At 61.8% G+C, this 17,796-nt stretch carries 18 protein-coding genes; all 18 read right to left on the reverse strand.

The genetic code is table 11. The features are described from left to right. Nucleotides 1-2: 2 nt before the first annotated feature. The 18 genes from hcnB to mnmG all read right to left on the reverse strand — a co-directional run bounded on the left by hcnB (nucleotide 3) and on the right by mnmG (nucleotide 17,748). Nucleotides 3-1,397 (reverse strand): cyanide-forming glycine dehydrogenase subunit HcnB, encoded by a 1,395-nt coding sequence (gene hcnB / locus AC0MAZ_RS03280; RefSeq protein ID WP_475860156.1) that lies wholly within the window; start codon nucleotides 1,395-1,397, stop codon nucleotides 3-5. Further along, entirely contained in the window at nucleotides 1,394-1,708 is a 315-nt protein-coding gene (gene hcnA, locus AC0MAZ_RS03285) for a cyanide-forming glycine dehydrogenase subunit HcnA (RefSeq protein WP_475860157.1), read from the reverse strand. The genes hcnB and hcnA overlap by 4 nt, the downstream gene beginning before the upstream one ends. 220 nt (nucleotides 1,709-1,928) lie before the next feature. Next, a complete protein-coding gene (gene glmS, locus AC0MAZ_RS03290) occupies nucleotides 1,929-3,764 on the reverse strand; it encodes a glutamine--fructose-6-phosphate transaminase (isomerizing) (RefSeq protein ID WP_254463967.1) in 1,836 nt (611 codons plus the stop codon). Between the two features lie 12 nt (nucleotides 3,765-3,776). Beyond that, nucleotides 3,777-4,544 (reverse strand): DeoR/GlpR family DNA-binding transcription regulator, encoded by a 768-nt coding sequence (locus tag AC0MAZ_RS03295; RefSeq protein ID WP_254463966.1) that lies wholly within the window; start codon nucleotides 4,542-4,544, stop codon nucleotides 3,777-3,779. Between the two features lie 216 nt (nucleotides 4,545-4,760). Beyond that, complete coding sequence (glmU, locus tag AC0MAZ_RS03300; protein WP_475860159.1) at nucleotides 4,761-6,128, reverse strand: bifunctional UDP-N-acetylglucosamine diphosphorylase/glucosamine-1-phosphate N-acetyltransferase GlmU; 1,368 nt, start codon at nucleotides 6,126-6,128, stop codon at nucleotides 4,761-4,763. Between the two features lie 122 nt (nucleotides 6,129-6,250). Then, nucleotides 6,251-6,670, reverse strand: coding sequence for a F0F1 ATP synthase subunit epsilon (locus AC0MAZ_RS03305; protein ID WP_011536500.1), 420 nt, complete (start codon nucleotides 6,668-6,670; stop codon nucleotides 6,251-6,253). Nucleotides 6,671-6,714: 44 nt separating this feature from the next. Next, entirely contained in the window at nucleotides 6,715-8,091 is a 1,377-nt protein-coding gene (gene atpD / locus AC0MAZ_RS03310; protein ID WP_028690019.1) for a F0F1 ATP synthase subunit beta, read from the reverse strand. Nucleotides 8,092-8,118: 27 nt separating this feature from the next. Further along, nucleotides 8,119-8,979 (reverse strand): F0F1 ATP synthase subunit gamma, encoded by an 861-nt coding sequence (gene atpG / locus AC0MAZ_RS03315; RefSeq protein WP_028690020.1) that lies wholly within the window; start codon nucleotides 8,977-8,979, stop codon nucleotides 8,119-8,121. A gap of 48 nt (nucleotides 8,980-9,027) precedes the next feature. Next, the gene (gene atpA / locus AC0MAZ_RS03320; RefSeq protein ID WP_050707597.1) at nucleotides 9,028-10,572 is read right to left on the reverse strand and encodes a F0F1 ATP synthase subunit alpha; all 1,545 of its coding nucleotides are present in this window, start codon (nucleotides 10,570-10,572) and stop codon (nucleotides 9,028-9,030) included. 21 nt (nucleotides 10,573-10,593) lie between these two features. Then, complete coding sequence (locus tag AC0MAZ_RS03325; protein ID WP_023628561.1) at nucleotides 10,594-11,130, reverse strand: F0F1 ATP synthase subunit delta; 537 nt, start codon at nucleotides 11,128-11,130, stop codon at nucleotides 10,594-10,596. Nucleotides 11,131-11,142: 12 nt separating this feature from the next. Next, nucleotides 11,143-11,613 carry a F0F1 ATP synthase subunit B gene (locus tag AC0MAZ_RS03330; protein ID WP_475860162.1) on the reverse strand — a complete coding sequence of 157 codons (471 nt, stop codon included), beginning with the start codon at nucleotides 11,611-11,613 and terminating at the stop codon, nucleotides 11,143-11,145. A gap of 58 nt (nucleotides 11,614-11,671) precedes the next feature. After that, the gene (gene atpE / locus AC0MAZ_RS03335; protein ID WP_003097235.1) at nucleotides 11,672-11,929 is read right to left on the reverse strand and encodes a F0F1 ATP synthase subunit C; all 258 of its coding nucleotides are present in this window, start codon (nucleotides 11,927-11,929) and stop codon (nucleotides 11,672-11,674) included. A gap of 144 nt (nucleotides 11,930-12,073) precedes the next feature. After that, nucleotides 12,074-12,943 (reverse strand): F0F1 ATP synthase subunit A, encoded by an 870-nt coding sequence (gene atpB, locus AC0MAZ_RS03340; protein WP_475860163.1) that lies wholly within the window; start codon nucleotides 12,941-12,943, stop codon nucleotides 12,074-12,076. A gap of 16 nt (nucleotides 12,944-12,959) precedes the next feature. Continuing rightward, nucleotides 12,960-13,367 (reverse strand): F0F1 ATP synthase subunit I, encoded by a 408-nt coding sequence (locus tag AC0MAZ_RS03345; RefSeq protein ID WP_008092225.1) that lies wholly within the window; start codon nucleotides 13,365-13,367, stop codon nucleotides 12,960-12,962. 149 nt (nucleotides 13,368-13,516) lie between these two features. Continuing rightward, complete coding sequence (locus AC0MAZ_RS03350) at nucleotides 13,517-14,389, reverse strand: ParB/RepB/Spo0J family partition protein (protein WP_110736140.1); 873 nt, start codon at nucleotides 14,387-14,389, stop codon at nucleotides 13,517-13,519. A 9-nt stretch (nucleotides 14,390-14,398) separates the two neighbouring features. Continuing rightward, nucleotides 14,399-15,190: a ParA family protein gene (locus tag AC0MAZ_RS03355; RefSeq protein ID WP_011536509.1), complete on the reverse strand. Its 792-nt coding sequence runs from the start codon at nucleotides 15,188-15,190 to the stop codon at nucleotides 14,399-14,401. Between the two features lie 18 nt (nucleotides 15,191-15,208). After that, complete coding sequence (gene rsmG / locus AC0MAZ_RS03360; protein ID WP_475860166.1) at nucleotides 15,209-15,859, reverse strand: 16S rRNA (guanine(527)-N(7))-methyltransferase RsmG; 651 nt, start codon at nucleotides 15,857-15,859, stop codon at nucleotides 15,209-15,211. Further along, nucleotides 15,856-17,748, reverse strand: coding sequence for a tRNA uridine-5-carboxymethylaminomethyl(34) synthesis enzyme MnmG (gene mnmG, locus AC0MAZ_RS03365; protein ID WP_232855430.1), 1,893 nt, complete (start codon nucleotides 17,746-17,748; stop codon nucleotides 15,856-15,858). The genes rsmG and mnmG overlap by 4 nt, the downstream gene beginning before the upstream one ends. Between the last annotated feature and the right edge of the window lie 48 nt (nucleotides 17,749-17,796).

Consider the following 17,796-nt stretch of genomic DNA (forward strand, 5'->3'; position numbering starts at 1 on the left):
GCTCAGGCCTCCGTGCCGAGTTGTTCGAATGCGGAAAATGGGATCGGGTCCACCGGGAAGCGCGGGCGCAGCCAGCCCACGTCCGGACGTCCAGTGGCGCTGCGCAAGCGGTCGCTGCAGTAGCCGACGCACATGCGCCCCTGGCAGTCGCCCATGCTTACCCGGGTACGCATCTTCAGGCTGGCCATGTCCTCCACGCCCTGCTCCAGGGCCAGGTCGATCTGATCGCGAGTGACGTTTTCGCAACGGCAGATCACCGTGTCGGCCTGGGGCAGCTGGATCTGCGCCGCGCCGCGCGCGGTGTAGCGTTCCACCCCGGAGCGGAAGCGCTTGATCGCCGCCAGCTTGCCGAGGAAACGCTCACGGCGCTCGATCGCCTGCTCGGCATCGAGCTTGCCCATCTGCTGCAGCATCGACACCGCGGCGATACGCCCGGTGAGCATTGCCGCCTCGCCACCGCGAATACCGGCCATGTCGCCGGCCAGGTGAATGTTCGGCTGGCTGCTCTGCTGCCACACGTTGCATTCGGCGCGCAGGTAGCCATCCTCGCTGAAACCATGGGCCAGGCCCAGTTGCTGGCTGAGCTGGGTCCGCGGAATGAAGCCGTAGCCTACCGCCAGGGTGCGCACCTGCTCGCGCTGGACGCGGGTCATGTCCGGCTGCCAGTCCTGGGTGTAGGGGGCGACCTGGACCTCCTGCAACTCGCCATCACCCGTGGCGCCCACCACGCCCCAGCCGTAATGCATGGGGATGCCGTTGAGCTTCATGTAGGCGAGCATGCTCAGGCCGTCGAGGAACAGCTGCGGCTTGTTCATCAAGGCCAGGCTTTCCTTGGCGATACGGTTGAACGAGCAAGCTTCGTACACGCCGGCCACCTTGGCGCCGGCGGCGTGCAACTGGCAGGCGACCAGCGGCAGCAACGGCCCGGTACCGGCAATCAGCGTGCTGCCCAGTGGCTTGACCACGCCGCTCTTGATCTGCAGCTGCAAGCCGCCGAGCAGGATCACCCCAGGCAAGGTCCAGCCGGGGAACGGCACGTTGCGCTCGTGGCATCCGGCGGCCAGCAGCAGGTGCGAGTAGTCGATCTCGTGCAGTTGCTCGTCAGCGTCGAGGACCATCAGCCGTTGATCGTCCCCGCCCACCACGCGATGGTTCAGGCGCAGGTCGATGCGCTCGGCGCAGGCGGCGAAATCTTCATGCAGCTTGGTCAGGGCCTTGGTGTAGCGCGGCCCCAGGTAGCCCAGGTCGACACCCGCGCGCAGCGGGCCACGATAGACCACGCCACCGGGGCGCGAGGCCTCGTCGAACAGCAGGCAATCCACGCCATGTTCAGCCAGCTCGATGGCGGCGCCCATGCCGGCCGAACCACCACCGACGATCACGGGACGAAGGCTCATGGGTGGACCTCCTCTTGCACGCGGTTGACCTCGGTCTCGATGCTCATGCCCGGCTTGACGATGGTCTGGCAGGCGCGACGCTTGGGACGCCCATCGATCTGCACCAGACAGCAATGGCAGACGCCCATGCCGCAGTAGGCACCGCTGAGCTGGCCATGATCATTACGCGCCAGCTGGCGCAGGCCAACGGCGTTGAGCACGCTGAGTACGGTTTCGCCGGCACTGGCGACCGCAGGCAGGCCATTGACCAGCAGGGTCATTTCAGCGCCTTCCAATGGCTGGATATCGTGCTTTCGTTGCAGCGTCTGCATTTCCTGTCGTCCTTGATGACTGATGGGTCGGGCGACGTTAGGGCAAACAACGAGGGAAAACATTGATCCATGCCAGAGGCACGTTTAAGAAATGTCCTACAGCGACGGACGTACAATCGCGTAGGACAAGAGCGCTACAAATCCATTGTCGAACACTCAGAAATAAAAAGCCCCTGGCGGACCAGGGGCGTTCGGTAGCCTTGCTTCGACAGCCGTGGGGTTACTCCACGGTCACCGACTTGGCCAGGTTACGCGGCTGGTCGACGTCGGTGCCCTTGAGCACGGCGACGTAGTACGACAGCAGTTGCAGCGGAATGGTGTAGAGGATCGGCGCCAGCGCATCGTTGATGTGCGGCACGTTGATCACATGGGTGCCCTCGCCGTTGCTCATGCCAGCGTGCTCGTCGGCGAACACCACCAGCTCGCCGCCACGGGCGCGCACTTCCTGCAGGTTCGACTTGAGCTTCTCCAGCAGCTCGTTGTTCGGCGCCACGGTCACCACCGGCATGTCGTTGTCCACCAGCGCCAGCGGGCCATGCTTGAGCTCGCCTGCCGGGTAGGCTTCGGCGTGGATGTAGGAGATCTCCTTGAGCTTGAGCGCGCCTTCCATCGCCACCGGATACTGGGCACCGCGGCCGAGGAACAGGGTGTGGTGCTTGTCGGCGAACAGCTCGGCGATCTTCTCGACCACGCCATCCATCGCCAGCGCTTCGCTCAGGCGGGCCGGCAGGCGACGCAGCTCGTCCACCAACTCGGCTTCGACACCAGCTTCGAGGGTGCCGCGCACCTGGCCGAGGGCCAGGGTCAGCAGCATCAGCGACACCAGCTGGGTGGTGAAGGCCTTGGTCGAGGCGACGCCGATCTCCGGCCCGGCCAGGGTCAGCAGGGTCAGGTCGGATTCGCGCACCAGCGAGCTAATGCCCTTGTTACAGATCGCCAGGCTGCCGAGGAAGCCCAGCTCCTTGGCGTTGCGCAGGGCCGCCAGGGTGTCGGCGGTTTCGCCGGACTGCGAGATGGAGACGAACAGGGTGTCCGGCTGCACCACCACCTTGCGGTAGCGGAATTCGCTGGCCACTTCCACCTGGCATGGGATGCCGGCCAGGCTTTCCAGCCAGTAACGGGCGACCATGCCGGCGTGATAGCTGGTGCCGCAGGCGACAATCTGCACGTTGCGCACCTTGGCGAACAGCTCGGCGGCCTGTGGACCGAAGGCCTGGACCATCACGTGGTCCTTGCCCAGGCGCCCTTCCAGGGTACGCTGCACCACGGTGGGCTGCTCGTGGATTTCCTTGAGCATGAAGTGGCGGTAGTTGCCCTTCTCGGCGGCTTCGGCGCCTTCGTGGTACTGCACCGTCTCGCGCTGGACCGGATGACCGGCCTGATCCCAGATCTGCACCTGGTCACGGCGGATCTCGGCGATATCGCCTTCTTCCAGGTACATGAAGCGGTCGGTGACCTGGCGCAGGGCCAGTTGGTCCGAGGCCAGGAAGTTTTCGCCAAGGCCCAGGCCGATCACCAGCGGGCTGCCGCTGCGGGCGGCGACCAGGCGGTCCGGCTGGCTGGCGCTGATCACTGCCAGACCATAGGCGCCGTGCAGGCGCTTGACCGCGGCCTTGAGCGCGTCGGTCAGGTCGGGAATGCCCTTGAGCAGGTGGTGGATCAGGTGGACGATGACTTCGGTGTCGGTCTGCGAGACGAAGACATAGCCCAGGCCCTTGAGCTCTTCACGCAGCTCTTCGTGGTTCTCGATGATGCCGTTGTGCACCACCGCCACGTCGTGCCCGGAGAAGTGCGGGTGGGCATTGGTCTCGGTCGGCGCGCCATGGGTCGCCCAACGGGTATGGGCGATGCCCAGCTGACCGGCCAGCGGATCGGCGCTCACGGCGCCTTCCAGCTCGCTGACCTTGCCGATACGGCGGCGACGCTCGAGCGCGCCTTGCTGGTTCAGGACGGCCAGGCCGGCGCTGTCATAACCACGGTATTCCAGGCGCTTGAGGCCTTCGATGAGGATGGCTGTGATATTGCGCTCGGCAACGGCACCAACGATTCCACACATAAGATGTTGCTCCTAGCTGATAGCGGCGCAGATAAGGGTGATGCCGCGGGCTTGAATCCGGTCGCGCGCCTCGGCGGGCAGGCGATCATCAGTAATCAGGGTGTTGACGCTGCCCCAGGGCAGCTCGAGGTTGGGGATCTTGCGACCGACCTTGTCCGACTCGACCATGACGATCACCTCGCGCGCCACCTCGGCCATGACCCGACTCAGCCCCAGCAGCTCGTTGAAGGTGGTGGTGCCACGCTCCAGGTCGATGCCGTCGGCACCGATGAACAGCTGGTCGAAGTCGTATGAGCGTAGTACCTGCTCGGCCACCTGGCCCTGGAAGGACTCAGAGTGCGGGTCCCAGGTGCCACCGGTCATCAGCAGCACGGGCTCATGCTCCTGCTCGCTGATGGCGCGGGCCACGTGGAGCGAGTTGGTCATCACCACCAGGCCTGGCTGGCGCCCGAGCTGTGGGATCATCGCTGCCGTGGTGCTGCCGCTGTCGATGATGATGCGTGCATGCTCGCGAATGCGATCGACCGCTGCCCGGGCGATGGCCTGCTTGTAGAGGGACACCGGCTGGACCGTATCGCCCAACAGCTCCTGGGGCATGGTCACCGCGCCACCGTAGCGGCGCAACAGCAGACCGTTGGCCTCCAGGGCGTGGAGATCCTTGCGGATGGTCACTTCGGAAGTTTCGAAACGCTTGGCCAGGGCATCGACGCTCACCTCGCCCTGCTCGTTGAGCAAGGCCAGGATGTTGTGGCGGCGCTGAGGGGTATTTCGTTTCGACATGTCGGCTTTAAGTTTCGATTCGAAAGATAAGTATTGCAATCAAAACCTAAGATGGACGATTCGTCAAGTTTATCTCTGCTTCGGCACGGTCCCTGTAGGAGCGGCCTTGTGCCGCGATGGGGCGCGCAGCGGCCCCAATGGAATTCACCTTGGCACCCAATAAAAAGCCGGCTTATTCACATAAGCCGGCTTTCGATCGAAAGCGCTGTGGATAACTCAGCTCTTCTTGATCTTCTCCGGCCGCTTCCAGCCTTCGATGTTGCGCTGGCGCGCACGGGCCACGCCCAACTGCCCGGCTTCAACCGTCTGGGTGATGGTCGAGCCCGCCGCGGTAGTGGCCCCCGCCTGGATTTCCACAGGTGCCACCAGCGAGTTGTTGGAACCGATGAACACATCCTCGCCCATCACCGTACGGAACTTGTTGGCGCCGTCGTAGTTGCAGGTGATGGTGCCAGCACCGATATTGGTACGGGCACCGACCTCGGCATCACCCAGGTAGGTCAGGTGACCGGCCTTGGCGCCCTCGCCCAGGTGCGCGTTCTTCAGCTCGACGAAGTTACCCACATGGGCACGAGCTTCCAGGACGCTACCTGGACGCAGACGGGCGAACGGGCCGGCATCGCTGCCCTCGCCCAGCACCGCGCCTTCAAGGTGGCTGTTGGCCTTGACCACCACGCCCTTGCGCAGGGTGCTGTCCTTGATCACGCAGTTGGGGCCGATCTGCACGTCGTCCTCGATCACCACCTTGCCTTCGAGAATGACGTTGATGTCGATCAGCACGTCGCGGCCGACCGTCACCTCGCCGCGTACATCGAAGCGCGCCGGATCACGCAGCGTGACACCCTGGGCCATCAGGCGGAGGCCTTCACGCAGTTGATAGTGACGCTCGAGCTCCGCCAGCTGGCGGCGGTCGTTGGCGCCCTGCACTTCCATCGGATCGTGGGGCTGCTCGGTGGCGACCACCAGGCCATCGGCCACGGCCATGGCGATCACGTCGGTGAGGTAGTACTCGCCTTGGGCGTTGTTGTTGGACAACCGGCCCATCCAGTCGGCCAGGCGTGCGGCAGGCATGGCGAGGATGCCGGTGTTGCCTTCCTTGATCGCCTTCTGCGCTTCGCTGGCATCCTTGTGCTCGACAATCGCGGTCACGTTGCCCGCTGCATCTCGGACAATGCGGCCGTAGCCGGTCGGGTCCTGCAAGGTCACGGTGAGCAGACCGAGCTGCTGCTCGCTGACCTTGGCCAGCAGACGCTGCAGGGTCTCTACCTCGATCAGCGGCACATCGCCGTAGAGCACCAGCACGGTATCGGCGGTGATGGCCGGCAACGCCTGGGCCACGGCATGGCCGGTGCCCAGTTGCTTGTCCTGCATGACGAAGTTCAGATCGTCGGCTGCCAGGCGCTCACGTACCAGCTCGGCGCCATGGCCGATTACCACGTGAATACCTTCGGGCTGCAACTGGCGCGCGCTGTGGATAACGTGGCCAAGCATGGAATTGCCGGCGACCGGGTGCAGTACCTTCGGCAGCGCGGAGCGCATGCGGGTGCCTTGGCCTGCGGCGAGAATGACGATATCGAGGGACATTGACTGGCTACCAATCCTGGGCGGTCAGGGACGTGACCGAAGGGGAAATTCTGAAAAAGAAAAAGGGTAGCCGAGGCTACCCTTTAACTCAATCGCAACGGCGGTAAGCGGCCAAGGCCGGATTACTTGCCTTTGCGCAATTGCTGGACAGTACGCAGCTGAGCTGCAGCCTCGGCCAGACGTGCGGCAGCAGCACCGTAGTCGAAGTCCGAGCTTTTCGCGTTCAGCGCGTTCTCAGCAGCCTTGAGGGCTTCCTGAGCCTGAGCTTCGTCCAGGTCGGCAGCGCGCTGCACGGTGTCGGCAAGAACCTTGACCATGTTCGGCTGCACTTCGAGGAAGCCACCGGAGATGTAGAACACCTCACGATCGCCACCTTGCTTGGTCAGCGTGATCGGACCAGGCTTGAGATTGGTGATCAGCGGCGCGTGGCCCGGGGCGATACCAAGATCACCCAGGTTACCGTGCGCGACTACCATCTCGACCAGGCCGGAGAAGATCTCTCCTTCCGCGCTGACGATATCGCAATGGACTGTCATAGCCATCTGCTTGCCTCAACCTGATTAGCGCCCCTTGCGGGGCGCCGGGATTACAGTTTCTTGGCTTTCTCGATCGCTTCGTCGATGCTGCCGACCATGTAGAACGCTTGTTCTGGCAGGTGGTCGTAGTCACCTTTGAGGATGCCGCTGAAGCCAGCGATGGTGTCCTTGAGCGAAACGTACTTGCCTGGCGAGCCGGTGAAGACTTCGGCCACGAAGAACGGCTGCGACAGGAAGCGCTGGATCTTACGAGCGCGGGCAACCAGTTGCTTGTCGGCTTCGGACAGCTCGTCCATACCCAGGATCGCGATGATGTCCTTCAGCTCTTTGTAACGCTGCAGAACATACTGAACGCCACGAGCGGTCTCGTAGTGCTCGGTGCCGATCACGTTCGGGTCCAGCTGGCGCGAAGTCGAGTCCAGTGGGTCGACCGCTGGGTAGATACCCAGGGAAGCGATGTCACGGGACAGAACGACGGTGGCGTCCAAGTGGGCGAAGGTGGTCGCTGGCGACGGGTCGGTCAGGTCGTCCGCAGGTACGTATACGGCCTGGACGGAGGTGATCGAACCTTCCTTGGTCGAAGTGATACGCTCTTGCAGAACGCCCATCTCTTCGGCCAGGGTCGGCTGGTAACCTACTGCCGAAGGCATACGGCCCAGCAGTGCGGATACTTCGGTACCGGCCAGGGTGTAACGATAGATATTGTCGACGAACAGCAGAACGTCGTTACCTTCGTCACGGAACTTCTCAGCCATGGTCAGGCCGGTCAGCGCTACGCGCAGACGGTTTCCTGGTGGCTCGTTCATCTGACCGTAGACCAGCGCTACCTTGTCGAGAACGTTGGAGTCCTTCATCTCGTGGTAGAAGTCGTTACCCTCACGAGTACGCTCACCCACACCAGCGAACACGGAGTAACCGCTGTGTTCCATGGCGATGTTACGGATCAGTTCCATCATGTTCACGGTCTTGCCGACGCCGGCACCACCGAACAGACCAACCTTACCACCCTTGGCGAACGGGCAGACCAGGTCGATAACCTTGATACCGGTTTCCAGCAGGTCGTTGCCGCCCGCCTGGTCGGAGAACGAAGGCGCTGGCTGGTGGATACCGCGACGCTCTTCTTCGCCGATTGGACCGGCTTCGTCGATCGGGTTGCCCAGGACGTCCATGATACGGCCCAGGGTTGCCTTGCCGACAGGTACCGAGATGGCAGCCTTGGTGTCGACGACATCCAGACCGCGCTTCAGACCTTCGGTCGAGCCCATCGCAATGGTACGAACCACGCCGTCGCCCAGCTGCTGCTGAACTTCCAGGGTGGTTTCCGCGCCTTGTACTTTCAGCGCGTTGTAAACACTCGGCACGGCATCACGTGGGAATTCCACGTCGATGACGGCGCCGATGATTTGAACGATACGTCCGCTACTCATAGCTGGATCCTCTGAATTTTTGAACCGTTAAACCGCGGCAGCGCCGCCGACGATTTCCGAGATCTCCTGGGTGATCGCAGCCTGACGCGCCTTGTTGTAGATCAACTGAAGCTCTTTGATCAAATCACCGGCGTTGTCTGTGGCGTTTTTCATGGCGATCATCCGGGCCGCTTGTTCAGCAGCGTTGTTCTCGACCACCGCCTGGTAGACCTGCGACTCCACGTAACGCACCATCAAGCCGTCCAGCAGCTCTTTTGCGTCGGGTTCGTACAGGTAGTCCCAGTGGTGCTTGAGTTCCTGATCCGGGGTTGCCACCAACGGTACCAATTGCTCGACCGTCGGTTTTTGGGTCATGGTGTTGATGAACTTGTTCGAAACCACCGAGAGGCGATCGATGCGGCCGTCCAGGTAGGCGTCCAGCATCACCTTGACGGAGCCGATCAGATCATTGATCGATGGCTCTTCGCCCAGGTGGCTGATCGCGGCTACGACGTTACCGCCAAAGATGCGGAAGAAAGTCGCACCCTTGCTGCCGATCACGCACAGGTCGATTTCAACGCCCTGTTCGCGGTTTTCGTTCATGTCCTTGACCAGGGCCTTGAACAGGTTGGTGTTCAAGCCACCGCACAGACCACGGTCACTGCTCACCACGATATAACCAGCGCGCTTTACAGGGCGCTCGATCATGAACGGGTGGCGGTATTCCGGGTTGGCGTTGGCCAGATGACCGATCACCTGGCGGATACGCTCCGCGTAAGGACGGCTAGCAGCCATGCGCATTTGTGCCTTGCGCATCTTGCTGACCGCCACTTTCTCCATGGCGCTGGTAATTTTTTGCGTGCTTTTGATGCTCGCAATCTTACTGCGAATCTCTTTTGCGCCTGCCATGTATCACCTATCAGGTTAGCAAGCGGGGGCCGGAGCCCCCGCTGCGGCTTACCAGGTCTGGGTGGCCTTGAACTTCTCGATGCCGGCTTTCATGCCAGCGTCGATTTCGTCGTTGAAGTCACCCTTCACGTTGATCTTCGCCATCAGTTCGGCGTGATCACGGTTGAAGTAGGCGATCAGAGCTTGTTCGAAGCTACCGACCTTGGCGACTTCTACGTCGGTCAGGAAACCACGCTCAGCGGCGTACAGCGACAGGGCCATGTCGGCGATCGACATTGGCGCGTACTGCTTCTGCTTCATCAGCTCGGTAACGCGCTGACCATGCTCCAGCTGCTTGCGGGTAGCCTCGTCCAGGTCCGAAGCGAACTGGGCGAATGCCGCCAGTTCACGGTACTGGGCCAGGGCGGTACGGATACCACCGGACAGCTTCTTGATGATCTTGGTCTGGGCGGCACCACCAACACGGGATACCGACACACCGGCGTTAACGGCAGGACGGATGCCTGCGTTGAACATGGCCGATTCCAGGAAGATCTGACCGTCGGTGATCGAGATCACGTTGGTCGGAACGAACGCGGAAACGTCGCCAGCCTGGGTTTCGATGATCGGCAGAGCGGTCAGCGAGCCAGTCTTGCCGGTTACGGCACCGTTGGTGAACTTCTCGACATACTCTTCGGAAACGCGCGATGCACGCTCCAGCAGACGGGAGTGGAGATAGAACACGTCGCCTGGGTACGCTTCACGTCCTGGTGGACGGCGCAGCAGCAGGGAGATCTGACGGTAGGCAACGGCCTGCTTGGACAGGTCATCGTAAACGATCAGGGCGTCTTCACCGCGGTCACGGAAGAACTCGCCCATGGTGCAGCCGGCGTACGGGGCCAGGAACTGCAGTGCGGCGGATTCCGAGGCGCTGGCAACGACCACGATGGTGTTGGCCAGGGCGCCAGCTTCTTCCAGCTTGCGAACGATGTTGGCAACGGTGGAACGCTTCTGGCCGACTGCAACATAAACACAGAAAATACCGGAGTCTTTCTGGTTGATGATGGCGTCGATGGCCATGGCGGTCTTGCCGATCTGACGGTCACCGATGATCAGCTCGCGCTGGCCACGGCCGACAGGGATCATGGCGTCGACGGACTTGTAGCCAGTCTGTACAGGCTGGTCTACCGACTTACGCCAGATCACGCCTGGAGCTACTTTCTCGACCGCGTCGGTCTGGGTGTTGCCCAGAGGACCTTTGCCGTCGATCGGGTTACCCAGTGCGTCGACGACGCGACCCAGCAGTTCCTTACCAACCGGAACTTCCAGGATGCGGCCGGTGCACTTGGCGCTCATGCCTTCGGCGAGGGTGTCATAGGCACCCAGGATCACTGCACCTACGGAGTCTTGCTCCAGGTTCAGGGCCATGCCGAATACGCTGCCAGGGAACTCGATCATTTCGCCGTACATGACGTCGGCCAGACCGTGGATCCGCACGATGCCGTCGGAAACCGAAACGACGGTACCTTCGTTACGGGCTTGGGAGCCGACATCGAGGTTGTCGATGCGGCCCTTGATGATTTCACTAATTTCGGAAGGATTGAGTTGCTGCATTGCTCTGCTGCCCCTTCAAACTCAAGATTTCAAGGCTTCGGCCAGTTTCGCGATCTTGCCGCGAACCGAACCGTCGATTACCAGGTCGCCAGCGCGGATGACGACGCCGCCGATCAGGCTGGCATCCTCCGACGCGTGCAGGCGCACTTCCTGGCCTAACCGTGCACTGAGAACCTTGGCGAGTTTGTCTTGCTGTTCTTGGTTCAACGCAAAAGCACTGGTGACTTCCACGTCCACGGACTTCTCTTGCTCGGCCTTGTACAGGTCGAACAGAGTCGAAATCTCCGGCAGAAGCAGGAGACGTTCGTTTTCCGCGGCAACATGAATGAAATTCTGTGCCTTGGCGTCAAACTTGTCACCGCACACTTCAATGAATGCGGCGGCCTTTTCTGCGCTAGTCAGTTGCGGGGCCTTGAGCAGGCGCTGCATGGTGTCGTCTTGCGACACCGCAGCAGCCAGGCCGAGCATGGCTGACCAATTGGCCAGTTGCTGATGGGCCTGGGCATGCTCGAAGGCAGCCTTAGCGTAAGGTCGGGCCAACGTGGTCAGTTCTGCCATGATCGCCCTCGCTTAAATTTCAGCGGCCAGTTTGTTAACCAGCTCCGCATGCGCGTTTTGATCGATTGTGGCGCCAAGGATCTTTTCAGCACCGCCAACGGCCAGGGCACCCACTTGGGCACGCAGGGCGTCTTTGACGCTGTTCAGTTCCTGTTCGATCTCGGCTTGAGCCTGAGCCTTCACACGGTCAGCTTCGACGCGAGCCTGTTCACGGGCTTCCTCGACAAGCTGAGCAGCGCGTTTCTTGCTTTGCTCAATGATTTCGGCTGCCTGTGCCTTCGCTTCACGCAGTTGCTGACCCGCTTTCTCTTGGGCCAGCTCCAGGTCGCGAGCTGCGCGGTTGGCAGCGTCCAAGCCGTCGGCGATCTTCTTCTGACGCTCTTGCAGGGCAGTGATGACCGGAGGCCACACGTACTTCATGCAGAAAGCTACGAAAATGAAGAAAGCAACGGATTGGCCAATCAGGGTTGCATTAATGTTCACGCCAACACCTCGCTCGGTCTTTGTCCATCACACCAATCAACTCGTAATGAACGAGTGATTAGCCGGCGATCTGACCAACGAAGGGGTTCGCGAAGGTGAAGAACAGAGCGATACCAACACCGATCATGGTTACGGCGTCGAGCAGACCGGCAACGATGAACATTTTGACCTGCAGCATCGGAACCATTTCTGGCTGGCGAGCAGCGCCTTCCAGGAACTTGCCGCCCAGCAGGCCGAAACCAATGGCGGTACCCAGAGCACCCAGGCCGATCAGCAGAGCAACAGCGATAGCGGTCAGACCAACTACAGTTTCCATCTTTCCTCCCGACTTTTACGTCGTATTGGTTAGGTTTTTAGTTTGAAGCGGTAAAACAAATCGTTTGGTACAGCATGCCCTTGCGGACTTTTTAAGCCCTCCCCCCAAACGGGCGGGGAAGGCTATCAGACACGCCAGGCGGTCTTAATGGTTATCTTCGTGAGCCATCGACAGGTAGACGATGGTCAGCATCATGAAGATGAAAGCTTGCAGGGTGATGATCAGGATGTGGAACACGGCCCACGCCCACTGCAGCACCACACCCAGGCCGCTGAGCCACAGCAGGCCGGAGCCGAACATCACGGCGATCAGGATGAATACCAGCTCGCCGGCGTACATATTGCCGAACAGACGCAGGGCCAGCGAGATCGGCTTGGCGATCAGGGTGACGAACTCGAGCAGGAAGTTGACCGGAATCAGCAGGATCTGCACGAAGATGTTCTTGCTGCCGAACGGGTGCAGGGTCAGCTCGCCGATGAAGCCGCCCAGGCCCTTGACCTTGATGCTGTAGAAGATGATCAGGGCGAACACGCAGAAGGCCATGGCCAGGGTTGCGTTCGGGTCGGTGGTTGGCACCGCGCGGAAGACCAGATGCGGGTCACCGGAGATCCAGGCCGCCGCTTTCGGAATCCAGTCGACCGGCACCAGGTCGATGGCGTTCATCATGAACACCCAGACGAAAATGGTCAGTGCCAGCGGGGCGATCACCGGGCTACGGCCGTGGAAGGAGTCCTTCACGCTGCCGTTGACGAAGTCGACCAGCACTTCAACGAAGTTCTGCAGCCCGCCAGGTTGGCCGGAAGTCGCCTTCTTGGCCGCCATGCGGAAGATGAACAGGAAGATCAGACCCAGCGCGACGGACCAACCCAGGGTGTCCAGGTGGAACGCCCAGAAGCCCATTGCCTTGGCTTCTGCAGCCGAATGGGCGAAGCCCCAGCTGCCGTCTGGTAGTTGACCGTAGGTCAGGTTCTGCAAGTGGTGCTGGATATAGCCCGAAGCGGTTTCTGCTGCCATGGTTGCCTCAAACGCCCTAAGGTCTCGAAAGTCTTTTATTCATCAGCAGGGGCGCGAACCAGCTGACCAAAAGGGTCAGCACGAAGACGCCGAATACTGCCAACGGCGCCAATGGCTTCACTCCTGCGAAGGTCAGTGCAAACAGCACTGCCGTCAAAATCATCTTGCCTGCCTCGCCCGCGTAAAACGACTTGACGATGGCCTGCGCCGCCCGGGCTCCGCTGAAGCGAAAAGCCTTCCAGGCGAAATACACATTGGGCAGCCAGGCAATCAACCCTCCGCAGAGGCCTGAATATCCACTGACCGCCCCTTTCCACTGCCACAACACCAGCGTTGCCAGCAGCAGGACGACAAATTGAGCCAGCAGTACCGGAAAAACCGCCCAGCGATGGAAAGGCAGGCGGTTTGGCGTGCGGATTTCCATCACAACTGCTCCTCTAAAGTCGACCGCCTAGTCAGCAATGACTTGGCATAATTTGTGCCGACAAAATGCGCGCAGAGTATAGGGGTGGATTAACCCCTATTCAACTCTTCGGTAGTGATTTCCGACTGCGCGCTACAACAGGAATTGTTTCAGCGGATGTGAGCAAGCACGCCCTGCAACTCGTCAAGGGAGTTATAGCGAATAACCAACTGACCTTTGCCCTTGTTGCCATGGCGAATTTGTACCGCCGAGCCCAGGCGCTCTGCCAGACGCTGTTCGAGACGGGCAATGTCCGGATCAGGTTTGCTCGCCTCGACCGGCTCAGGTTTGCCATTGAGCCACTGGCGCACCAGTGCCTCGGTCTGGCGCACGGTGAGCCCGCGTGCGACAACATGACGCGCCCCTTCTTCCTGGCGATCTTCCTCGAGGCCGAGCAAGGCGCGGGCATGGCCCATCTCCAGGTCGCCGTGGGCGAGCATGGTCTTGATCGCCTCCGGCAGCGAGATCAGGCGCAGCAGGTTGGCCACGGTTACCCGCGACTTGCCGACGGCGTCCGCCACCTGCTGCTGGGTCAGCTCGAACTCCTGCTGCAGGCGCTGCAGGGCGAGCGCCTCTTCCAGCGGGTTGAGGTCCTCGCGCTGGATGTTCTCGATCAGCGCCATGGCGATGGCGGCTTCGTCGGGCACTTCGCGCACCATCGCCGGAACGGTGTCCAGGCCGGCCTGCTGGGTGGCGCGCCAGCGCCGCTCACCGGCGATGATCTCGTAGCGGTTGTCGCCGATCGGGCGCACCACGATCGGTTGCATGACGCCGTGGGTGCGGATCGAGTGCGCCAGTTCTTCCAGCGCCTCGGGATCCATGTCGCGGCGCGGCTGGTACTTGCCGCGCTGGATCAGCTCGACCGGCAGGTGTTGCAGTTCCTTCTGGTCGATCTTGACAGCCTGCGCCTCGAGCGCGCTGACGGAAGGACCACTGAGCAGTGCATCCAACCCACGTCCGAGACCGCGTTTCTTGATGGCCATGCGGATTCCTTAAGTTGTCTGTGCAATGCGTGATGGACGGCGCTGACGGCGAACCAGTTCCCCGGCCAGCGCCAGATAAGCGAGCGCGCCGCGGGATTGCTTGTCGTAGGCCAGGGCCGGCATGCCGAAGCTCGGCGCCTCGGCCAGGCGGATGTTGCGCGGGATCACCGTGTCGTACAACTGGTCGCCGAAGTGCTCCTTGAGCTGCGCCGATACATCGTTGTTCAGGCTCAGGCGCGGGTCGTACATGGTCCGCAGCAGGCCTTCGATCTTCAGCTCCGGGTTCAACCGGGCAGCGATGCGCTTGATGTTATCCACAAGGTCGCTGAGACCTTCCAGCGCGTAGTACTCGCACTGCATGGGGATGATCACGCCATCGGAGGCGACCAGGGCGTTGAGCGTCAGCATCGACAGCGACGGTGGGCAGTCGATGAGGATGTAGTCGTAGTTCTCGCGGATCGGCGCCAGCGCGTTGCGCAGGCGGCTCTCCTTCATCTGCATTTCCAGCAGGACCACCTCGGCGGCGGTCAGGTCGCGGTTGGCCGGCAACAGCTGGTAACCGCCGTGCTCGGAGTAGTGCATGGCCTGGGCCAGGTCGCATTCCCCGATCAGCAGGTCGTACACCGAGTGCTCGAGCTCGTGTTTATCCACACCGCTGCCCATGGTGGCGTTGCCCTGTGGATCGAGGTCGATCAGCAGCACGCGACGCTTGGTCGCGGCCAGCGATGCGGCGAGATTGATGCAGGTGGTGGTCTTGCCCACACCACCCTTCTGGTTCGCGATTGCGAATACCTTAGCCATTGTTGCGTGTGTTCCCAGTCATGCCTTGCGGCGCAGTATCAGCAGATGGCGCTGGCCCTGGCAACCTGGAACGGTCAGGGCCTGCTCGCTTTCCACTGTGAAGTCTGCGGGCAATGCTACCAGTTCGTCGGCAGGATGCAGCCCCTTCATTGCAAGCCATTGCGTGCGGGCGTCACCCAGGTGGCGGGTCCAGTTGGTGAAATTCTCCATGCTGCTGAACGCTCGGGAAACGATCCCGCAGAACGGCTGCTCGGGCTGGACCTCTTCCACCCGGCTGTGGATAACCGTGAGGTTGTCCAGTTTCAGTTCCATCTTCACCTGGGTGAGGAAACGGGTCTTCTTGCCGTTGCTGTCCAGCACCGTCACCTGTTTGTGCGGATGCAGGATGGCCAGCGGAATACCCGGCATGCCGCCGCCGCTGCCGACATCCAGCCAGCGCTGGGTGTCACTGTGGATAAACGGCATGACACTCAGGCTGTCGAGCAGGTGGCGCGAGACCATCTCGTCCGGGTCGCGCACCGCGGTCAGGTTGTAGGCCTTGTTCCATTTGATCAACAGGGCCAGGTAGCCCAGCAGCAACTCATGCTGCTGCGCGCTCAGCTCGACACCAAGCTGGCGCGCACCTGTGGACAACTCTTCGGCGTGTTGCGGGGTGACCGGGGAACTCAAGCGCTTTGCTCCAATTCGCGGCCTGCGCCGCGCTTTTTCAAGTGAATCAGCAACAGGGAAATCGCCGCCGGGGTGACACCCGGAATGCGCGAAGCCTGGCCCAGGGTCTCCGGGCGGGTCTGCCCGAGCTTGCCCTGGATCTCCTTGGACAGGCCGGAAATCGTGGTGTAGTCGATATCCACAGGCAGGCGCGTGTCTTCGCTGGCGCGCAGCCGGGCGATCTCGTCCTGTTGGCGGTCGATGTAGCCGGCGTACTTGGTCTTGATCTCGACCTGCTCGGCAACCTGTGGATCGATCACTTCACCGCCGGTCGCCTCGATCAAGCCAGCGTAGTCGACTTCCGGACGGGCGAGCAGGTTGAGCAGGCTGTATTCATGGGCCAGCGGCGTGCCGAACTTATCCACAACAGCTTGGCCCTGCGGCGTACCCGGACGAACCCAGGTGCTCTTCAGGCGCTGTTCTTCACGCTCGATGCCTTCGCGCTTGGCGCAGAACGCAGCCCAGCGCTGGTCGTCGACCAGACCCAGTTCGCGGCCTTTCTCGGTCAGGCGCAGGTCGGCGTTGTCTTCGCGCAGGATCAACCGGTACTCGGCACGTGACGTGAACATGCGGTACGGCTCCTGGGTCCCCAGGGTGATCAGGTCGTCGACCAGCACGCCGATGTAGGCCTCGTCGCGGCGCGGGCACCAGCTTTCACGGCCCTGGGCACGCAGCGCGGCATTGGTCCCGGCCAGCAGGCCCTGGGCGCCGGCCTCTTCGTAACCGGTGGTGCCGTTGATCTGGCCGGCGAAGAACAGGCCGCCGATGACCTTGGTCTCGAGGCTGTACTTCAGGTCGCGCGGGTCGAAGTAGTCGTACTCGATGGCATAGCCCGGACGGACGATGTGGGCGTTTTCCATGCCGCGGATCGAGCGGACGATCTCCAGCTGCACGTCGAACGGCAGCGAAGTGGAAATACCGTTGGGGTACAGCTCGTGGGTGGTCAGGCCTTCCGGCTCGATGAACACCTGGTGGCTTTCCTTGTCGGCGAAGCGATGGATCTTGTCCTCGATCGACGGGCAGTAGCGCGGGCCGATGCCTTCGATCACGCCGGAGTACATCGGCGAACGGTCGAGGTTCGAGGCGATGATCTCGTGGGTGCGGGCGTTGGTGTGGGTAATCCAGCAGCTCACCTGGCGCGGATGCATTTCGGCATTGCCCATGAACGACATCACCGGGATCGGCGTGTCGCCCGGTTGTTCTGTCATCACCGAGAAGTCCACGGAACGGCCATCGATGCGCGGCGGCGTGCCGGTCTTCAGCCGGCCGACGCGCAGCGGCAGTTCACGCATGCGCTGGGCCAGGGCGTTGGCGGGTGGATCGCCGGCGCGACCACCGGAGTAGTTCTGCAGACCAATGTGGATAAGTCCGCCGAGGAAGGTGCCGCTGGTCAGGACCACGGAGTCGGCGAAGAAGCGCAGGCCCATTTGCGTGACCACGCCCTTGACCTGGTCCTGCTCGACGATCAGGTCATCGCAGGACTGCTGGAATATCCACAGGTTCGGCTGGTTTTCCAGGATTTCGCGCACCACCGCCTTGTAGATGGCGCGGTCGGCCTGCGCACGGGTGGCGCGTACGGCCGGGCCCTTGCGGTTGTTCAGGATGCGGAACTGGATGCCGCTCTTGTCGGTGGCCAGCGCCATGGCGCCGCCGAGCGCATCGATTTCCTTGACCAGGTGGCTCTTGCCGATGCCGCCGATGGCCGGGTTGCAACTCATGTGACCGAGGGTTTCCACGTTGTGGGTCAGCAGCAGGGTTTTCACACCCATGCGTGCGGACGCAAGCGCAGCCTCGGTACCGGCATGGCCGCCGCCGATGACGATCACTTCAAAACGGGAAGGGAAATCCACCACGCACCTCGTGCCTGTTTTTGCGAATAGAGAAGGTAAGCGGACAAG

The sequence above is a fragment of the Pseudomonas sp. A genome (assembly GCF_056270345.1).